14 protein-coding genes are annotated in these 17,814 nt (G+C 68.3%); 4 read left to right on the top strand and 10 right to left on the bottom strand.

The window, feature by feature from the left end; genetic code table 11:
• The first annotated feature begins 71 nt into the window (after window positions 1-71).
• Window positions 72-2,795 (top strand): preprotein translocase subunit SecA, encoded by a 2,724-nt coding sequence (secA, locus tag B0E52_RS06350; protein ID WP_077482738.1) that lies wholly within the window; start codon window positions 72-74, stop codon window positions 2,793-2,795.
• Between the two features lie 245 nt (window positions 2,796-3,040).
• Here the strand turns inward: secA and B0E52_RS06345 are convergent, their stop codons facing one another.
• From B0E52_RS06345 to B0E52_RS06305, 9 genes are all read right to left on the bottom strand, one after another.
• Entirely contained in the window at window positions 3,041-3,892 is an 852-nt protein-coding gene (locus B0E52_RS06345; RefSeq protein WP_077482736.1) for a symmetrical bis(5'-nucleosyl)-tetraphosphatase, read from the bottom strand.
• 13 nt (window positions 3,893-3,905) lie between these two features.
• Complete coding sequence (gene apaG, locus B0E52_RS06340; protein ID WP_077482734.1) at window positions 3,906-4,289, bottom strand: Co2+/Mg2+ efflux protein ApaG; 384 nt, start codon at window positions 4,287-4,289, stop codon at window positions 3,906-3,908.
• 52 nt (window positions 4,290-4,341) lie between these two features.
• The gene (rsmA, locus tag B0E52_RS06335; protein ID WP_077482732.1) at window positions 4,342-5,130 is read right to left on the bottom strand and encodes a 16S rRNA (adenine(1518)-N(6)/adenine(1519)-N(6))-dimethyltransferase RsmA; all 789 of its coding nucleotides are present in this window, start codon (window positions 5,128-5,130) and stop codon (window positions 4,342-4,344) included.
• 65 nt (window positions 5,131-5,195) lie between these two features.
• Window positions 5,196-6,194, bottom strand: coding sequence for a 4-hydroxythreonine-4-phosphate dehydrogenase PdxA (gene pdxA / locus B0E52_RS06330; protein WP_077482731.1), 999 nt, complete (start codon window positions 6,192-6,194; stop codon window positions 5,196-5,198).
• 15 nt (window positions 6,195-6,209) lie between these two features.
• On the bottom strand, window positions 6,210-7,562 hold the full coding sequence (locus tag B0E52_RS06325; RefSeq protein ID WP_077482729.1) for a peptidylprolyl isomerase: 1,353 nt from the start codon (window positions 7,560-7,562) through the stop codon (window positions 6,210-6,212).
• A 31-nt stretch (window positions 7,563-7,593) separates the two neighbouring features.
• Window positions 7,594-10,038 (bottom strand): LPS assembly protein LptD, encoded by a 2,445-nt coding sequence (lptD, locus tag B0E52_RS06320; RefSeq protein ID WP_139351605.1) that lies wholly within the window; start codon window positions 10,036-10,038, stop codon window positions 7,594-7,596.
• Window positions 10,039-10,267: 229 nt separating this feature from the next.
• Window positions 10,268-11,188 carry a histone deacetylase family protein gene (locus B0E52_RS06315; RefSeq protein WP_217316668.1) on the bottom strand — a complete coding sequence of 307 codons (921 nt, stop codon included), beginning with the start codon at window positions 11,186-11,188 and terminating at the stop codon, window positions 10,268-10,270.
• A 12-nt stretch (window positions 11,189-11,200) separates the two neighbouring features.
• Window positions 11,201-11,773, bottom strand: a complete 573-nt coding sequence (locus B0E52_RS06310; protein ID WP_077482723.1) for a cob(I)yrinic acid a,c-diamide adenosyltransferase — start codon at window positions 11,771-11,773, stop codon at window positions 11,201-11,203.
• A 1-nt stretch (window position 11,774) separates the two neighbouring features.
• Window positions 11,775-12,374: a hypothetical protein gene (locus B0E52_RS06305; RefSeq protein ID WP_077482722.1), complete on the bottom strand. Its 600-nt coding sequence runs from the start codon at window positions 12,372-12,374 to the stop codon at window positions 11,775-11,777.
• Window positions 12,375-12,472: 98 nt separating this feature from the next.
• Between B0E52_RS06305 and ubiH the strand changes: the two genes are divergently transcribed.
• The 3 genes from ubiH (at window position 12,473) to B0E52_RS06290 (ending at window position 15,781) form a co-directional block, all read left to right on the top strand.
• Entirely contained in the window at window positions 12,473-13,696 is a 1,224-nt protein-coding gene (ubiH, locus tag B0E52_RS06300; protein WP_077482803.1) for a 2-octaprenyl-6-methoxyphenyl hydroxylase, read from the top strand.
• Entirely contained in the window at window positions 13,693-14,901 is a 1,209-nt protein-coding gene (locus B0E52_RS06295) for a UbiH/UbiF/VisC/COQ6 family ubiquinone biosynthesis hydroxylase (protein ID WP_077482720.1), read from the top strand. Before ubiH ends, B0E52_RS06295 begins: the two co-directional genes overlap by 4 nt.
• A gap of 85 nt (window positions 14,902-14,986) precedes the next feature.
• Window positions 14,987-15,781 (top strand): dienelactone hydrolase family protein, encoded by a 795-nt coding sequence (locus tag B0E52_RS06290; protein WP_077482719.1) that lies wholly within the window; start codon window positions 14,987-14,989, stop codon window positions 15,779-15,781.
• Between the two features lie 149 nt (window positions 15,782-15,930).
• Here the strand turns inward: B0E52_RS06290 and B0E52_RS06285 are convergent, their stop codons facing one another.
• A complete protein-coding gene (locus B0E52_RS06285) occupies window positions 15,931-17,595 on the bottom strand; it encodes an APC family permease (RefSeq protein ID WP_077482717.1) in 1,665 nt (554 codons plus the stop codon).
• Window positions 17,596-17,814 lie beyond the last annotated feature (219 nt).

The raw sequence follows: 17,814 nt of genomic DNA, 5'->3' as shown, positions 1-17,814 counted from the left end.
GCCCGTGTAGTAACATGCCCGTTTGGTTCGCGCCAACGCGCGACCCTTTGTCCTTGTCATCCGGAAGATCGATGCTCAATCGTGCCCTCACCAGCATTTTCGGCAGCCGCAACGAGCGCGTGCTGCGCCAGTTGTCGCGGACCGTGGCGCGCATCAATGCGCTGGAGCCCGAGTTCGAGAAGCTGGACGACGAGGCATTGCGCGGCAAGACCGAGGCGTTCAAGCAGCGTGTCGCCGCGGGCGAAACGCTGGACAAGCTGCTGCCGGAGGCGTTCGCGGTGGTGCGCGAGGGCGCCAAGCGCGTGCTCGGCATGCGCCATTACGACGTGCAGCTGATCGGCGGCATGGTGCTGCACCAGGGCAAGATCGCCGAGATGCGCACCGGCGAAGGCAAGACCCTGGTGGCCACGTTGCCGGTGTACCTCAATGCGCTGGCAGGCAAGGGCGTGCACGTGGTCACCGTGAACGATTACCTGGCCCGCCGCGACTCGGCGCAGATGGGCAAGCTGTACAGCTTCCTCGGCCTCAGCACCGACGTGGTGTGGCCGGGCATGGACCATGCCGACAAGCACAAGGCCTACGCCGCCGACATCACCTACGGCACCAACAACGAGTTCGGCTTCGACTACCTGCGCGACAACATGGCGCTCAGCAAGGAGCAGCGCTACCAGCGCGGCCTCAACTACGCGATCGTCGACGAGGTGGACTCGATCCTGATCGACGAGGCGCGCACCCCGCTGATCATCTCCGGCCCGGCCGAGGATTCGCCGCAGCTGTACCTCGCGGTGAACAAGGTCGTGCCGCGCATGATCCGCCAGCAGGAGGAAGAGGGCGCCGGCGACTACTGGGTAGACGAGAAGCAGAAGCAGGTGCACCTGTCCGAGGACGGCATGCAGCATGCCGACGAGTTGCTGCGCGAAGCCGGCGTGATCAGCGCGGACAGCGGCCTGTACGACTCGAAGAACCTCGCCGTGGTGCACCACCTCAACGCCGCGCTGCGCGCCAACGCGATCTACCAGCGCGACGTGGACTACATCGTGCGCGACGGCGAAGTGATCATCGTCGACGAGTTCACCGGACGCACCCTACCGGGCCGGCGCTGGTCCGATGGCCTGCACCAGGCGGTCGAGGCGAAGGAGGGCGTGCCGATCCAGCGCGAGAACCAGACACTGGCCACGGTGACGTTCCAGAACCTGTTCCGCATGTACAAGAAGCTGTCCGGCATGACCGGCACGGCCGACACCGAGGCGTTCGAGTTCCAGAGCATCTACGGCCTGGAGGTGGTGGTGATTCCCACCCACAAGCCGATGATCCGCAAGGACAACGCCGACCTGGTCTTCCTCGGCCAGCAGGCCAAGTACAACTCGGTGATCGAGGACATCAAGGACTGTCACAAGCGCGGCCAGCCGGTGCTGGTGGGCACCACCTCGATCGAGGTGTCCGAACTGTTGTCCGAGCAATTGCGCAAGGCAAAGGTCGCGCACGAGGTGCTGAACGCGAAGCAACACGAGCGCGAGGCGCACATCGTGGCGCAGGCCGGCGCGCCGGGGCAGGTGACGATCGCCACCAACATGGCCGGTCGCGGCACCGACATCGTGCTCGGCGGCAGCCTGGAGGCGGCGTTGTCCGCGCTGCCGGCGGAAGCCACCGAGGTCGACCGCGCCCGCGTCAAGGCCGACTGGAAGAAGCTGCACGAGCAGGTGCTGGCCGCCGGTGGCTTGCACATCATCGGCACCGAGCGGCACGAGTCGCGCCGCATCGACAACCAGCTGCGTGGCCGTTCCGGCCGCCAGGGCGATCCGGGCTCCTCGCGCTTCTACCTGTCGCTGGAGGACAACCTGCTGCGCATCTTCGGCGGCGAGGGCCTGATCCGCTGGATGAAGCGCTTCGGCATGAAGGAAAACGACGCGCTCGAAGACCGCATGATCAGCCGCCAGATCGAGAAGGCGCAGCGCAAGGTCGAGCAGCACAACTTCGACATCCGCAAGCACCTGCTCGAATTCGACGACGTCGCCAACGACCAGCGCAAGGTGATCTACCGCCAGCGCGACGAGTTGCTGGAAGGCGAGGACGTGTCCGCCACCGTGGCCGACATCCGCCACGACGTGGTCGAGAGCATCGTGCGCGAGCACGTGCCGCCGGACAGCATCGACGAGCAGTGGGACGTCCCCGGACTCGACCGCGAGCTGGAAGGCAAGTTCGGCCTGGCGCAGGACCTGCCGCGCTGGCTCGAACAGCAATCGGAGATCGACGCGACGATGATCCTCGAGCACGTGCGCGGCGGCGTGGACGAACTGTTCCAGGCCAAGGAGGCGCAGATCGGCGCCGAGACCATGCGGGCGCTCGAGAAGCACATCATGCTGACCGTGGTCGACAACGCCTGGAAGGAACACTTGGCGAACATGGACTACCTGCGCCAAGGCATCTACCTGGTGGGTTATGCCCAGCAGGATCCCAAGCAGGCGTTCAAGCGCGAATCGTTCCGGCTGTTCTCCGACATGCTCGATCGCATCAAGGCCGAGGTGGTGCAGATGCTGGCGCGCATCCGCATTCGCAGCGAAGAGGAAGTCGCCGCGATGGAGGCCGAGCAGCAGCGCCTCGCCGAACGCCTGCAGCGACAGATGCTGGCCAGTGGCGGCGGTGCGCCCGATGCGGCGCTGGATGCCGATCCCGCCAGCGTGGCCGCCGGCGCCATGCACCTGCAGCAGCCCGACACGCCGCGCGTGGGCCGCAACGAACCCTGTCCCTGCGGCTCGGGCAAGAAGTACAAGCACTGCCACGGGCAGCTGGCCTGAGACCACGGGTCGTAAAACCGTAGGAGCGCGCTGGCGCGCGATGGAGCTTTTTGCGAAAGGCATCCGTTGCGCGTCGGCACGTTTTGCAGATGCAGGCTTTGGACTGAAACGGCAGTCAAGAGCCCATCTTGTCGGAGTCAGGGAAAGCGCTTCCTGCGCTTTCCCTGACTCGCCCAGGCCTTGCCTGGGCTCCGCCCCGCGTCCGCGGGGCGCGCGATCCATCCGTGGATCGCAGGCGGCGGCGTTTAATCGCCGCCGCCGGGCGGGCGCTTGCGATGCGGCTCGGCGTCCACGGTGATGTACTGCGGTTCCTCGCTGTCCAGCCGCAGCGCGGTGAGCTGGCCGCCCCACACGCAGCCGGTGTCGATCGCGTACACGCCGAGGCCGGCGAAGCGGCCCAGCGCGGACCAGTGGCCGCAGACGATGCGCGTCTCGCGCCGGCGCATGCCGGGTACCTCGAACCAGGGATACAGGCCCGGTCGCTGGGTGCCGGGCTCGCCCTTGCTCTCGAAGTCGATGCGGCCGTTGACGTCGCAGTAGCGCATGCGGGTGAGCAGGTTGATCGTGGCGCGGTGACGGTCCAGTCCTTGCAGGCGGCTGGACCAGCCGGCGGGACGGTTGCCGAACAGATTCCGGAGGATGCGCGGATGGCGCGGGCTGGAGAGCTCGCGCTCCACCTCCTGCGCAGCCTTCTGCGCCTGGCGCAGCGTCCACTGCGGCGCGAGTCCGGCGTGGATCATGGTCCAGCCGAGCTGCTCGTCATGATGCAGCAGCCTCTGCGAACGCAGCCATTCGAACAGCACCGGCGCGTCGTCGGCGAACAGCACCTCGCGCAGCTCCGGGTTCACCTTGGCCTGGGCCTCCGGCTTGCGCAGCGCGATCGCCAGCAGGCTGAGGTCGTGGTTGCCCAGGGTGACCACGGATTGCTCGCGCAAGCCGTGGATCAGCCGCAGCGTGGCCAGCGACTCGCCACCGCGGTTGACCAGGTCGCCGCAGAACCACAGTCGGTCGGTCGCCGGGTCGAAGCGCAGCTTTTCCAGCAGGCGTTGCAGCTCCGGGTGGCAGCCCTGCACGTCGCCGATCGCGTAAGTGGCCATCCTGGCGTCGCCTTCAGTGCAGCGTGCGTGGAATGGACAGGGTGAACGACGGTATCGGCGCCTCGAAGCGGGTGCCGTCGTCGGCCAGCATCAGGTAGCTGCCGCCCATGGTGCCCACCGGGGTCTCCAGCACCGCGCCGGAGGTGTATTCGAAGTTGTCGCCAGGGCGCATCCACGGCTGCTCGCCCACCACGCCGTCGCCGCGCACTTCCTCCACCTTGCCGTTGGCGTCGGTGATCACCCAGTGCCGGGTCAGCAGTTGCGCGGGCACGCTGCCCGCGTTGTGCAGCGTGATGGTGTAGGCAAACACGTAGCGGTTGTCGTCGGGGCGGGACTGGTCGGGGACGAAACGCGTTCGCACCTGCACATCGATCGTGTAGGGATGGTTTTCGCTCATGTGCCGATTGTAAGGCTTGCCGCGTCGCGCGTCGCCCGTGCGCGGGCGGGATTCAGCGCGCGGCGAGGCGCTTGGCGAGGCGCACGAAATCCTCGGGCGCCAGCGTCTCGGCGCGTGCGCGGGGATCGACGTCGGCGCTGCGGATCGCCTCGGCATCCAGCAGCTGCCGCAACGCGTTGGCGAGCGTCTTGCGGCGCTGGCCGAAGGCGGCCTTCACCACCGCGTGCAGCAGCTCGGGATCGGCATCATGGCGTTCGTGCGGCGCCAGCGGCACCAGCCGTACCACCGCCGAATCCACCTTGGGCGGCGGCCGGAACGCTTCCGGGGGCACCTCGAACAGCGGCACCACGCGGCAGGCCAGCTGCAGCATCACCGACAGCCGGCCGTAGACCTTGCTGCCGGGTTCGGCGGCCATGCGGTCCACCACTTCCTTCTGCAGCATGAAGTGCATGTCCTCGATCGCCGCCGCGTGCTCGACGCAATGGAACAGGATCGGGCTGGAGATGTAGTAGGGCAGGTTGCCGGCGATGCGCAGGCGTTCCACGCCGTGGCGGTGCGCCAGCGCGGCCAGGTCCACCTTCAGCACGTCGGCATGGATCACGGCCAGCTCGCCCACCTCCGCCGCGCGCGCCTTCAGCGCGGGGATCAGGTCGGTGTCCAGTTCGATCGCGGTGAGCGAGCCGGCCGCGGCCAGCAGCGGCAGGGTCAGCGCGCCCTCGCCGGGGCCGATCTCCACCAGGAAATCGCCGGCGCGCGGCGCGATCGCGCGCACGATGTCGTCGATGTAGCGGCGATCGTGCAGGAAGTGCTGGCCGAAGCTTTTCTTGGGGCGAGCGTTCATGGGGCAGGAGTGAGTGGAGAGAAGCGAGGAGTGAGAGCGGAAGTCTTGCAGGTTTTACTCACTTCTCACGCCTCTTCACTCTCTTCTCGCTTGCGTGCCGCGAGCGTCAACGCAAGCTCCGCGGCGGCGATCAGGCTGGCGGGGTCGGCGCGGCCCGTGCCGGCGAGATCCAGCGCGGTGCCGTGGTCGACCGAGGTGCGGATGAAGGGCAGGCCCAGGGTGAGGTTGACGGTGCGGTCGAAGGCTTCGCTCTTCAGCACCGGCAGCGCCTGGTCGTGGTACATCGCCAGCACCGCGTCGTAGCGCGTGCGCTGCGCGGGCACGAAGGCGGTATCGGCGGGAAGCGGGCCGAGCAGTTGCATGCCTTCGGCGCGCAGTGCGTCCAGCAGCGGGATAGTCGTGTCCAGTTCCTCGCGGCCCAGGTGGCCGCCTTCGCCGGCGTGCGGGTTGAGGCCCAGCACGGCGATGCGCGGCGCGGCGATGCCGAACTTCGTGCGCAGTTCGGCGTGCACGATGTGCAGCGCGCGCTCCAGCGCATCCCGCGTGATCGCGGCAGGCACCGCGCTCAAGGGCAGGTGCGTGGTGGCCAGCGCCACGCGCAGCCCGGGGCTGGCCAGCATCATCACCACGTCGGCGCGGGCGCGTTCGGCGAAATATTCGGTGTGGCCGCTGAAGCGGATGCCGGCCTCGTTGATCGAGGACTTCTGCAGCGGCGCGGTGACCACGGCGGCGTAGCGGCCGGCCAGGCAGCCGTCCGCAGCCTCGGCGAGCGTGGCGAGTACGTGGTGTGCGTTGCGCGGATCGGGCCGGCCGGGTATTTCCGTGGTGCCCAGCGGCACGTGATGCACGCGCAGGCTGCCGGGTTCGCGCTGCTCGCGTGGCGCGCCATCGTCGTCGTCGAGAATGATGGAAAGCCCGCAGCGTGCGGCGGCGCGGGCGAGCAGATCGCGGTCGGTGATCGCCACCAAGTCGGCCGCCAGCTCCGTGGCGGCCAGTCGCGCGATCAGTTCCGGACCGATCCCGGCCGGCTCACCTGCGGTGACGGCGAGCCGTGGCAGCGCCATGCCGGCGGCTCCCGGTCAGGAGGCCGCCGGCGTATTGGTGTCGTCGCGCAGCGCGGGCACCAGCACGTTGATGAAGGCATTCGCGCGCAGGTCGCGCAGGAAGTCGTCGTAGGCCTGCTCGGCCTTGCGGTTGCCGATCGCCTGGCGCGCCTGGTCGCGTTCCATCTGGGTGGTGAGGTCGCTCTGGCGGGTGCCCAGCAGCTGCAGGATGTCCCAGCCGTTGCCGGTCTGGAACGGCTGCGAGACTTGGTTCTCCTTCAGCTGGGCGAGCTGCTGCGCGATCGCGCTGCCCCAGGCGTCCTTGGCGAACCAGCCCATGTCGCCGCCGAGGTTGGCGGTGGTGTCGTCCTTGGAATTGTCCTTGGCCAGCTTGGCGAAGTCCGCGTGCTTGGTGGTGAGCTGCTCGTACAGTTCCTGCGCCTTCTGCTGCGCCTGCTCCGGCGTCATCAGTTCGCTCGGCTTGAGCATGATCTGCCGCGCGTGGTATTCGGTGACGATCTGCTTGGACGGCTCGCGCTGCCCGATCAGCTTGATGATGTGGAAGCCGGTGGGGCCGCGCAGCGCGGGGCTGACGTCGCCGGGCTTCATGTTGGCCACCGTGTCGGCGAAGGCCGGCGGGATCTCGTCCATGCGGCGCCAGCCGAGGTCGCCGCCGTCCAGCGCGTCGGATGCGTCGGAGTAGCGGATTGCCGCGGCGTTGAAGTCCATGCCGCCCTTGATCGCGTTGATCGCCGCCTCGGCCTTGGCCGCGGCGGCCTGGATCGCGGCGGCGTCGGCACCGCTCGGGATGCTGATCTGGATGTGGCCCAGGTGCACCTCGCCGGCCTTGTAGCTGGGGCTGGCGAGCAGGTTGTCGATCTCGCTGTCGGTGACCGAGACCTGGTCGTGCACCACGCTCTGGTGGAGTTGCTGCACGGTGAGCTGGTCGGCCAATTGCTGGCGGAACGCGCCGAAATCCTCGCCGCTGCGCTGTACTTCGGTGCGCAACTGGTCGGGGCTCATCTTGTTCTGCTGCGCCACCTCGGCCACCGCCTGGTCGACTTGGGCGTCGGAGACGTGCACGCCCTGGTCGTCGGCCTTCTGCAACTGCAGCTTCATCAGGATCAACCGGTCCAGCACCTGCTGCTGCAGCACGTTCATCGGCGGCAGTTGGCCCGGCTGGCTGGCGTATTGCTGCTGGATCGAGCGCACGGCGTTGTCGAGCTCGCTTTGCAGGATCACGTCCTCGTTCACCACCGCCACGATGCGGTCCAGCGACTGGGTCTGGCCGGCCGGTGCGGCGTTGGTGCCGGCGTTGGGCAACAGCTGGGCCTGCGCGGGCAGCGCGAGCACGAGGGCGGGCAGGAGAAGGGCGAGGAATCGCTTCATCAGGGAGCAGCCGAAGGATGGATACAGCGGTTTATTGATAGCCGAGAATATCACGGCGCAGCAGCGGGTCGATCTGGCCGCCGGTCGAGCCGAGGCCCTTGAAGACGACTTCGAACATGATGGCGTTGTCGCGCAGGTTGGTCTGGCCCGGCGTCGTGGGCGGCGCGACGCCGTAGTAGCCCTGATTCACGTAGCTGCGGTCGACCAGCCGCAGGGTGACACAACAGCTGTCGTATTCGATGCCGGCCAGCGCCTCGATCGTGCCCTTCAGCGGGTTGACCACGCCCTTGACCGGTTCCGCATACGTCCACGCGCCGATCAGGCGCCAGCGCTCGGACAGCGGGTAGACCGCCGAGACGCTGTATTGTTCCATCAGCCCGCGGCGGTAGCGGTACGCGAAGTTGACCACGCCGTCCAGGCCCAGTCGCCCCTGCAGCTGCAGCATCGCCATGTCGGTGCGGCGGGTGTTCGGGCTCCACTGGTAGGAGCTGCTGGCGCGCCAGCGGTCGCTGAGCTGCAGGTCCAGTTGCGCCACATAGGAGGAGCCGGACCAGTCGGTGGCCGGCGAAGACGTATTCGCGCTGTTCGGCATCTGCACCCGCTGCGGGGTGAAGTAGCGGATCTGGCCGAAGCTGGCCGACAAGCGCTCCACGCCGCCGTCGTCCAGCAGGCGCGTGGTGATCGCCGCGGTGAGGTTGTTCGCGTTCATCTGGCGATCGGCGCCGGAGAACTGGTTGGTCGAGAACAGCTGCCAGTAGTCGAACGACATCAGGCTGGTGTTGAACACCGGCAGGTTGTTCTGGTCGCGGTACGGCACGTACAGGTAGTACAGCCGCGGCTCCAGCGTCTGCGTGTAGTCGTGGCCGAACAGCGACGTATCGCGGTCGAACACCAACCCGCTGTCCAGGCTGACGATCGGCAGCGCGCGGCTCGGCGACTTCTGCGTGAACGTTGAGGTCATGCCTGGGTTCATCAGGCCGTAGTAGTTGTAGTTTTGATAGTTGTCGCCGAGTTGGTAGCCGGTATAGCGGTAGGCCACGCGAGGGCGGACGAACCATGCGGGGCTGCCGAAATCCGCGGAGAGGTAAGGGTAGAGATCCTCGCGCTGACCGCTCACGTAGCCGGATTTCCGGAATGCCACAAATTCGTTGTCCATGCCGAATTCAAGCCAGTGCGTGAGCGGCACGTGTACATCGAAATTGGCGAACGGCAGCTGCCGGTACGGAACCGACGTGTCTTCCAGGAACGGATTCATGTTCTGGTAGACCTCGCCGCCCAGCGAGGCGCTCCACCATTTCCCCCCGCCAACCACTTCGGCATAAGAGCCAAGCCAGTAAGTGACGTTGCCCGTCAACTGATTGCCGAAGTCGTACAGGAAATTGTTGTCCGATGAGCGATTGATCGAGGTAATGAATCTCCAGCTCTGCCACAGGTGAGTGGTGTCGTCGAATTTGACCAGGTAGCGCCGCGTGCCTTGGGTGTCGGCGGTGGTGAGCGGGTCGGTGCGGCCGTGGTCGTTCGGCACGTATTGCACGTCCAGCGTGCCGGCGCTCCCCGGCACCAGATAGCGGAACTCGCCTCCCAGCAGGGCGCCGCGCGAGGTGTAGATGCGCGGGTCCAGCGTGGCGTCGTAGTTCGGCGCCAAGTTCAGGTAGAACGGCGTGCTGAGCATGTAGCCCGAGCGGCTGGTGTGGCCGAACGTGGGGTACAGGAAGCCGGTCATGCGCCGGTTGTCCACCGGGAAACTGAACCAGGGCAGGTAGATCAGCGGCACGCTGCCGACGCGGAAGGTGGCGTTGCGCGCCACGCCACGGCCGGTTTCCTTGTCGACGCTGATCGACTTGCCGCGGAACTCCCACAGGTGGTGGCCCACGTCGCAGGTGGAATAGGTGGCCTGCGAGTAGCGGGTGCGGTCGGCGTCGAACATCTGCGCCTTGCTGGCCGTGCCGTTGCCGCGCGAATCCAGCATCTGGTAGCGCACGTCGTCGGCGATGCCGGTGCTGGCGTCGTTGTTGCCGCGGGCGTGGCTGGCGGCCAGCAGCTGGCCGGCATCCTGGTAGCGCACGTTGCCGCGCGCGTCGTAGTCGGTGGTGTCGTCGTTGTAGTCGGCCGTGTCCGCCTGCAGCCGTTGATCGGCGCGCTCCATGCGCACGTCACCCGCGAGGTGGTAGACGGTCTGGTTGGAGCTGTCCACGTGCTGCGCGGTTACGTAGGTGTTGCTGGTGTCGCGCAGGCTACTGTCGCGGCTCAACGCGGGATCGTAGAACTCCAGCATCGCGTTCGGGCGGCACATCGCGTAGTTGTACGGGCGCGGCGCGCAATGGAAGGAACCCAGCGGACAGACCTGCTCGCTGCCGTCCAGCGAACTCTTGCGGTGCTGCCCCAGGCTGCTGCCCATGGCTTCGACCGGGCCGCCAACCAGGGCAAGCGCGGCGGCGACCGCCAGCAGGCGTCGTGGGGGGAGCTTGCGCATCACAATGGGAGCCTGGCGGTCGTGAGGCTCGTAAAATTAGCAGAAACACCCCGGATCAGGCAGGCATGGGGCCCGCGCGATGCAGGCGAGGATTCAGTGATGAACGAGCCCGGGCGGGTCGGTGCGAGGCGGAGTGGCAGGCAGAGCCCGGCAGCCGTACGCCTCGATCTCTACTTTTGCGATCGTCCGTGATCGCGAGAATCAAACGGGCGGCCAACCATGGCCGCACCCTTCAATCCAGCATTGCCTCGACATGCGCCGCCGCGCTGGCCGCCAGCGCGGCGAGGTCGTAGCCGCCTTCCAGTGTGGAGACCAGCCGGCCATCGGCGTGCCGGTCCGCCAGCTCGACCAGCTTCGCGGTGATCCAGGCGTAGTCCTCGCTGCCCAGGCACAGGTCGGCCAGCGGGTCGCGCTGGTGCGCGTCGAAGCCGGCCGAAACCAGCACCAGTTGCGGTTTGAACGCGTGCAGCTGCGGCAGCAGGTCGCCCTCCCACAGTTCGCGGAACAGGTGGGGGCCGTCGCCGGCCGACAGCGGCCGGTTGAGGATGTTGCCTGCGCCGCGCTCGTCCGGGCCGCCGCTGCCCGGGTACAACGGCATCTGGTGGCTGGAGGCGAACAGCACGTGCGGCTCGCGCCAGAAGATGTCCTGGGTGCCGTTGCCGTGGTGCACGTCGAAGTCGGCGATCGCCACGCGCTTCAGCCCGTGTGCCGCCAGCGCATGTGCCGCGGCCACCGCCACGTTGTTGAACAGGCAGAAGCCCATCGCTCGCTCGCGCGTGGCGTGGTGGCCGGGCGGGCGCACCGCGCAGAAGGCGCGGCGCACGTGGCCGCCGCCGAGCACGGCATCCACCGCCGCCACCGCGGCTCCCGCGGCGCGCAAGGCGGCTTCGGCGGAACCGGGCGAGAGCACGGTGTCCTCGTCCAGCCGCTGCACCTCACCCACCGGTATGGCGGTGAGGATGCGATCGACATGGGCGTCGTCGTGCACGCGCAACAGCTGCTCGCGGCCGGCGCGCGGCGCCTCGACGCGATCCAGCGCGGCGTAGCGGTCGTGGTCCAGCGCGCGCAGCACGGCGGCGAGCCGCGCCGGCGATTCGGGGTGGCCGGGTCCGTTGTCGTGTCCCAGGCAGGCCGGATGGGTGTACAGCCGCAGCATGCGGCGGACTCAGCCGGCGGCGGGCTTGCGCCGCCGCTCGTGCTGCCACAGCACCTCGCCGTGGCCGCCGGCGCGGGCCAGCACGCGGCAGAGCACGAACAGCAGGTCGGAGAGCCGGTTGAGGTAGTGCTGCGCCTGTGGCCGCACCTCGGGTTCCCCGTGGCGCAGCGTGATGACTTCGCGCTCGGCACGGCGGCACACGGTGCGCGCTAGATGGCAGCAAGCCGCAGCCATGCCGCCGCCGGGCAGGATGAATTCCTTCAGCGGCGGCAACGGTTCGTTGAACGCGTCCAGCACGGTTTCCAGGCGCGCGATGTCGGCGTCCCCGATCATCGCCATGCCGGGAATGCACAGCTCGCCGCCGAGGTCGAACAGCTCGTGCTGGATCTGGGTCAGCGCCTCGCGCACCGCTGCGTCCACACCCTCGCAGGCCAGCACCATGCCGATCGTGCTGTTGAGCTCGTCCACCGTGCCGTAGGCAGCCACGCGCGGCGAGTCCTTGGCGACGCGCGACCCGTCGCCGAGGCCGGTGCTGCCGTCATCCCCCGTGCGGGTGTAGATCTTGGAGAGACGGTTGCCCACGTCAGTGCTTGGCGTGAGCACCGCGCTGCGACACGCGCGACAGCTGGGTCGCCAGCGCATGCACCACCGCGCCCAGCCCCACGTAGAGGGCGGTGCCGGTGAGGAACGGCAGGTACCAGTCGCCGAGGTTGCCGAACCACGCGCCGAAGCCGCGCGGCGCCGGCACGCTGGCGCTGATCCAGTAGAAGCTGCCGTTGGAGATCAGGTAGCAGGCGCCCTCGGCGACCAGCAGCGCGGCAATGGCGAGACCGAGCGTGCGCAGGTTCAGGCCCGACTGGCGCTTCGCCAGCCAGCTGCCGCCCAGCCACAGCGCGCCGTAGGACGGTGCCAGGAACCAGTAGGCCGGCGACACGCAGTAGTGGCTCCAGAAATCGATGCCCTGGCCGGAGATCACCAGGTAGTCCGCCAGCACGGCCTCTGCCAGCAGCAACGGGAAGGCCCAGCGACCTTGGCCGCGCAGCCAGAAACCGGCGAGGAAGAACACGCCCCACGAGGCATCCCACAGCGCGTGGTGCAGCAGCGAGGGATGGAAGCGGGTGACGCCCATCACCAGGGCCAGACCCAGGAAGATGGCCAGGCGTCGGGTCGTTGAGATTGCCATGTGTACTCCGTGCAGCTCGGCGGGATTCAGGCGCGCAGTTTATCCCAATGTGGCCGGCCCCATGCGTCGGCGGCTCGCTGGCGCGTATCATCCGGCGCATGAATCCCCCCACCTCCCCCACCGGTGATGGCGTGTTGATCGTCGGCGGCGGCCTGGTCGGTGCCAGCCTCGCCATTGCGCTGGACGCCGCCGGCATCAAGGCCACCCTGGTCGAGGCCGCCGCCCCGCGCATAGACGCCCAGCCCAGCTACGACGAGCGCAACCTCGCGCTGGCCCGCGCCACCGTCAATGGCCTCGCCGCGATCGGCGTGTGGCCGCATGCGGCAGCGCAGGCCACGCCGATCCGGCACATCCACGTCAGCCGCGCCGGCGAGTTCGGCAGTGCGCGCATCGATGCGGCGAAGCACGGCGTCGACGCGCTGGGCTGGACCCTGCCCGCGCGCGAACTGGGTGCGGCCCTGCTGCGTCGGCTGGATACCTGCACGCGGCTGACCCGGTTCGCGCCCGCGAAGCTGGAATCACTGGAAGCGCAGCGGCAGGGCTGGCGCGCCCGCATCCGCGGCGAAGACGGCGAGCGCGTGCTCGACGCCGCGCTGCTGGTGGGAGCTGACGGCACCGAATCTTTCGTGCGCGGCCAACTCGGCATCGAAGCCGTTCGTTACGACTACAAGCAGACCCTGTTCGTGGCTACCGTCACGCCCGAGCGGGCGCATGCGAATCGCGCTTTCGAGCGTTTTTCCGACGAAGGTCCGGTGGCCTTGCTGCCGCTGGCCGAAGGGCGCTGCGGTCTGGTGCTCACCGTGCCCGCGGAAGCAGCCGACGAGATCGCTGCGCTGGACGATGCCGGCTTCGTCGCGTTGGCGCAACAGCGCTTCGGCTGGCGGCTGGGTTGCCTCACTCGGCCCGGCAAACGCCATCCCTATGCGATCCGTCGCGTGGCCGCGCAGCGGCTCATCGGCCCGCGCGCAGTGTTGGTGGGCAATGCGGCGCAGACCGTGCACCCGATCGGCGCGCAAGGCTTCAATCTTGGTCTGCGCGATGCACTGACCTTGGCCGAACTGGTGGCTGCCGCGACCGATCCTGGTGCGTCGGAACTGCTGGAACGCTACGCCGCGCGCCGCGCGCCCGATCGCGAAGGCACCATGGCGATGAGCCACGGTCTGGTGCGCCTGGCCTGCCTCGAACAGCCCGTGCTCGCGCCGCTGCGCTCGCTGGCGCTGCTGGCGCATGATCGTCTGGCACCGCTGCAGGATCGACTGGCCCGGCACGGCATGGGTTTCCGCGGCGAACCACCACGCACGGTGCTGGAGCGCCTGCCATGAGCGTCTCGCATTACACCCACGCGCCGCGCCGAGGCCCCGCACTGGACGTTGCCGTGGTCGGCGGCGGCATGGCGGGAGCGGCTGCGGCACTGGCGCTGGCCCGGGCCGGTTTCGCCGTCGCCCTGCTGGAAGCGCGTGCGCCACAACCCTGGGATGCCGCCGACGAGGTGGATCTGCGCGTGGTGGGCTTGGCGCCCTCGTCCGTCGCGTTGCTGGACGACTTGGGCGTCTGGACGTCCATCCGGGAATCGCGTTCCGGTCCCTACGCGCACATGCATGTGTGGGACAGCGAGAACGGTGCGGCCATCGATTTCGATGCCGCCGACGAAGGCCGCGACCTGCTCGGCCATATCGTCGAAAACAACCTGGTGCAATGGACGCTTTGGAAGGCACTGGACGCGGCTGGCGCGCGCCGCCTGTGCCCGGCCGAAGTGCGAGCCTGCGAAGCGCGCGAGGATCGCGTGACGCTGGAACTGGCCGACGGCGAAAGCCTGTCCGCGCGCCTCGTGGTGGCCGCCGATGGCGCCGCGTCGCCGCTACGCGACATGATGGGCATCGCCACCCGCGGCCGCGACTACGCACAGCGCGCGGTGGTGGCGCACGTGGCCACCGAGCGGCTGCATCAGCAGACGGCGTGGCAGCGCTTCCTGCCCACCGGCCCGCTGGCGCTGCTGCCGCTGGTCGACGGGCGCAGCTCCGTCGTGTGGTCGCTGCCCGAAGTCGAGGCGCGGCGCGTGCTGGCCCTGGACGACGCGGCCTTCCTGCAGGAGCTGGGCGTGGCCAGCGATTTCCGGCTGGGCCGCATCCTGTCCACCACGAAACGCGCCGCATTCCCGCTGCGCCTGCAACTGGCCGAGACCTACCAGACCGAACGCTTCGTCCTGCTGGGCGACGCCGCGCACGCGGTGCATCCACTGGCCGGGCAAGGCGTGAACCTGGGCTTGCGCGACGTGGCCGAGCTGCGCGACGTGCTGGTCGCCGCACGCGACGCGGGCGGCGACTTCGCCGCCGCCCATGTGTTGCGCCGCTACGCTCGCCGTCGCCGCAGTGCCGATACGCTGGACGCGCGCGGCTTCGACGCACTGGCCCGCATCTATGCCTGGCAGTCGCCGCCGCTGGTTGCCGCTCGCGCCTTGGGCGTGCGCCTGCTCGACCGGCTGGCGCCGCTTAAGCGGCGCATCGTGCAGCACGCCGCCGGGCTCTGATGTTTTCTTTTGCGTTCGTCCGTGAACGCGAAAGTCAAACGGGCGGCCATCCTTGGCCGCACTCTTCACGAGGGAGGGTTCCACCATGCGTTACATCCGTTGTCTCGCCGCACTCCTGCTCGCCAGCTTCGCCTTCGCCGCGCAGGCGAAGATGGTGCATCGCCCGGTGGAATGGACGCAGGGCGGCACCCGCTTCCACAGCGTGCTGGTCTACGACGATGCCAGCAGCGCGAAGCGCCCGGGCCTGGTGATGGTGCCGAACTGGTTCGGCGTGAACGACGAGGCGGTCAGGAAGGCCGAGATGATCGCGGGCAGGGACTACGTGATCCTGCTCACCGACATGTACGGCGCGAACGTGCGCCCGCAGCTGGACAACGCAGAGCAGGCGCAGGCCGCGGTGAAGCCGTTGTACGCGAACCGCGCGCTGATGCGGTCGCGCATCAACGAGGCCCTGGTGCAACTCAGGGCGCAGGCGAAGGACGCGCCGATCGACACCGCGAAACTCGCCGCCATAGGCTTTTGCTTCGGCGGCGCAGCCGTACTCGACCTCGCCCGCAGCGGTGCAGATGTCGCCGCGGTGGTGTCCTTCCACGGCGACCTCTCCACCGACGATGCTTCGATGGCGAAGCACATCAAGGCCCGCGTGCTGGCGATGAACGGTGCCGACGACACCTGGACGATGAAGGACGCCGACAAGTTCATGGCCGAGATGCGCCAGAGTCCCGCCGACTGGCAGTTCGTGGTGCTGGGCCACGCGGTGCACTGCTTCACCGAAGTGGGCGAGAACTCGCCAGGCTGCAAGTACGACGCGAAGGTGGCCGCACGCTCGTACGGGTTGATGCACGCGTGGTTGCGAGAGGCGTTTGCGGGGCGCGATTGAGCGCGCCATGAATCCCCTCGCCCACTTGCGGGAGAGGGGCTTTTGCTTCTGCTTGTTCGCAAGGAACAAAGCGGCTTCGAGCGCCGGCAGGCGCTCGAAGCCGCTTTCGCAAGTTCAATGCGCGACTGGTTTTTCGCGAGAGTAGGCGATCAGCGTCCCGCGATGCGCTCCGCGTCAAACTCATCCGGCGGCACCACCGGCGCGTCCGGATGTGCGTGGGCTTCCAGCTCGGCGGCTTCCACCGACGGCGTGCGCCAGCCCGACTTCACGCCCCACAGATAGAACACCAAGCCGATCACGCCGACCACCACCAGATCCCAGCCGTAGGGCAAGTAACCCTTGCCGCCGAACGTAGTGCTGCCGGCCCAGGAGACGAAGGCGATCACGGGCAGGTAGGCGACCAGCCACCAGGCGCCCTTCATCTGGCGGCCGAAATCGTGCCAGCCGGCCTTGGCCTGGTAATAAAAGTACACCGGCAGCGCCACGACCATCAGCAGGATGATCTCGCCGGTCAGCGGCCACTTGGCCCAGTACAGCAACTCGGTGGACATCACGAACGCGATGCCGGCGAGCACGGGCAAGCCAGCGAGGCGCAGCGGGCGGTGCAGGCCGGGCGCGGTGCGGCGCAGCGTCATCACGCTGACCGGGCCGGTCAGGTAGGAAATGATCGTGGCCACCGAGATCACCGCCGCCAGCGTGCCCCAGCCCCGGAAGAAGAACAGGAACAGGAACGACACCACCAGGTTCACCCACATCGCCGGGCGCGGCACGCCCCACTTGGGGTGCACGCGGCCGAGGATCTTCGGCAGCGTGCCGTTGCGCTCCATGCCGTAGAGCATGCGCGCGGTGGTGGCGGTGTAGGTCATGCCGGTGCCGCTGGGGCTGATCACCGCGTCGATGAACAGCAGCGTGGCCAGCCACTGCAGGCCCAGGATGATCGCGAGGTCGGCGAACGGCGAGCTGAAGTTGATGCCGTGCCAGCCCACGTTGGCCAGCATCTCGCGCGGCACCGCGCCGATGAAGGACACCTGCAGCAGCACGTAGATCACCGTGGCCAGCACGATCGAGCAGACGATGGCGAACGGGATGCTCTTGCCCGGGTTGCGCGCCTCGCCGGCGAGGTTCACCGGGCTCTGGAAGCCGTTGAAGCTGAACACGATGCCGGCGATCGCCACCGCCGTGAGCACCGAGGCGAAGTCGATGGCGTGCACCTCACCATGGATGCCGACGCTGAAATTCTCGGGGTGGAAGCCGCTGGCAATCAGCAGCACCGCAGTGAGCGCCGGGATCACCAGCTTGAACAGGGTGATGGCGGTGTTCGAGCGCGCGAACAGCTTCACGCTCCAGAAGTTCAGCAGGAAGTACGCGATCACCAGTACCGCGGCGATGGCCAGGCCGGCGGCGCTGAGTTCGCCGTGGCCACCCGGCGCCTGGTGATAGAGATCCTTGGCCCACGCCCACTTCCACGAGGACATGTACTGCGCCGAAGCCTCGGCCTCCACCGAGATCACCGAGACGATCGCGATCCAGTTCGCCCACGCCGCGATGAAGCCCACCAGCGAACCGTGCGAGTAGTGGCCGTAGCGCACCATGCCGCCGGATTCGGGGAACATCGCCCCGAGCTCGGCATAAGTCAGTGCGATGAACAGGATGATCACCGCGCCGATCACCCAGGCCCAGATCGCGCCGGGGCCGGCGATCTGCGCTGCGCGCCAGGCGCCGAACAGCCAGCCGGAGCCGATGATCGAACCCAGACCGGTGAGCATCAGGGCGAACGGGCCGACGTCGCGGCGGATCGAGCTGCTGGAAGACATGGAAACTCCTGAAGCGCGGCCGCGCATCCCCGAAAGGGGCCGATGGTTGCAGACCGGGGGGGCGCCTGTCACCCCGCGAAGGTCATGCGGTGGTGAATGCGGCGGTATCGGCAGCGGCGGAGCGGAGATCCGGTCCCGTGCGTGAGGCGAGGCGGAGCGGCACGGCCCCTCCCCTGCGAGCAGGGGAGGGTTGGGGTGGGGTACTCCTGATTTTCCGGC

Origin of the sequence: Rhodanobacter sp. C06, assembly GCF_002001105.1 — a bacterium.
Classification (GTDB): domain Bacteria; phylum Pseudomonadota; class Gammaproteobacteria; order Xanthomonadales; family Rhodanobacteraceae; genus Rhodanobacter_A.
This window is presented reverse-complemented; position numbering and strand designations above follow the sequence as displayed.

What these genes read in the sequence shown, in the direction of transcription:
- rsmA (WP_077482732.1), bottom strand. Translation starts at nt 5,130, where the DNA reads ATGAACGCTCGCCCCAAGAAAAGCTTCGGCCAGCACTTCCTGCACGAT.
- B0E52_RS06295 (WP_077482720.1), top strand. Translation starts at nt 13,693, where the DNA reads ATGAGCGTCTCGCATTACACCCACGCGCCGCGCCGAGGCCCCGCACTG.
- B0E52_RS06305 (WP_077482722.1), bottom strand. Translation starts at nt 12,374, where the DNA reads ATGGCAATCTCAACGACCCGACGCCTGGCCATCTTCCTGGGTCTGGCC.
- pdxA (WP_077482731.1), bottom strand. Translation starts at nt 6,194, where the DNA reads ATGGCGCTGCCACGGCTCGCCGTCACCGCAGGTGAGCCGGCCGGGATC.
- apaG (WP_077482734.1), bottom strand. Translation starts at nt 4,289, where the DNA reads ATGAGCGAAAACCATCCCTACACGATCGATGTGCAGGTGCGAACGCGT.
- ubiH (WP_077482803.1), top strand. Translation starts at nt 12,473, where the DNA reads ATGAATCCCCCCACCTCCCCCACCGGTGATGGCGTGTTGATCGTCGGC.
- B0E52_RS06325 (WP_077482729.1), bottom strand. Translation starts at nt 7,562, where the DNA reads ATGAAGCGATTCCTCGCCCTTCTCCTGCCCGCCCTCGTGCTCGCGCTG.
- B0E52_RS06285 (WP_077482717.1), bottom strand. Translation starts at nt 17,595, where the DNA reads ATGTCTTCCAGCAGCTCGATCCGCCGCGACGTCGGCCCGTTCGCCCTG.
- secA (WP_077482738.1), top strand. Translation starts at nt 72, where the DNA reads ATGCTCAATCGTGCCCTCACCAGCATTTTCGGCAGCCGCAACGAGCGC.
- B0E52_RS06290 (WP_077482719.1), top strand. Translation starts at nt 14,987, where the DNA reads ATGCGTTACATCCGTTGTCTCGCCGCACTCCTGCTCGCCAGCTTCGCC.
- B0E52_RS06345 (WP_077482736.1), bottom strand. Translation starts at nt 3,892, where the DNA reads ATGGCCACTTACGCGATCGGCGACGTGCAGGGCTGCCACCCGGAGCTG.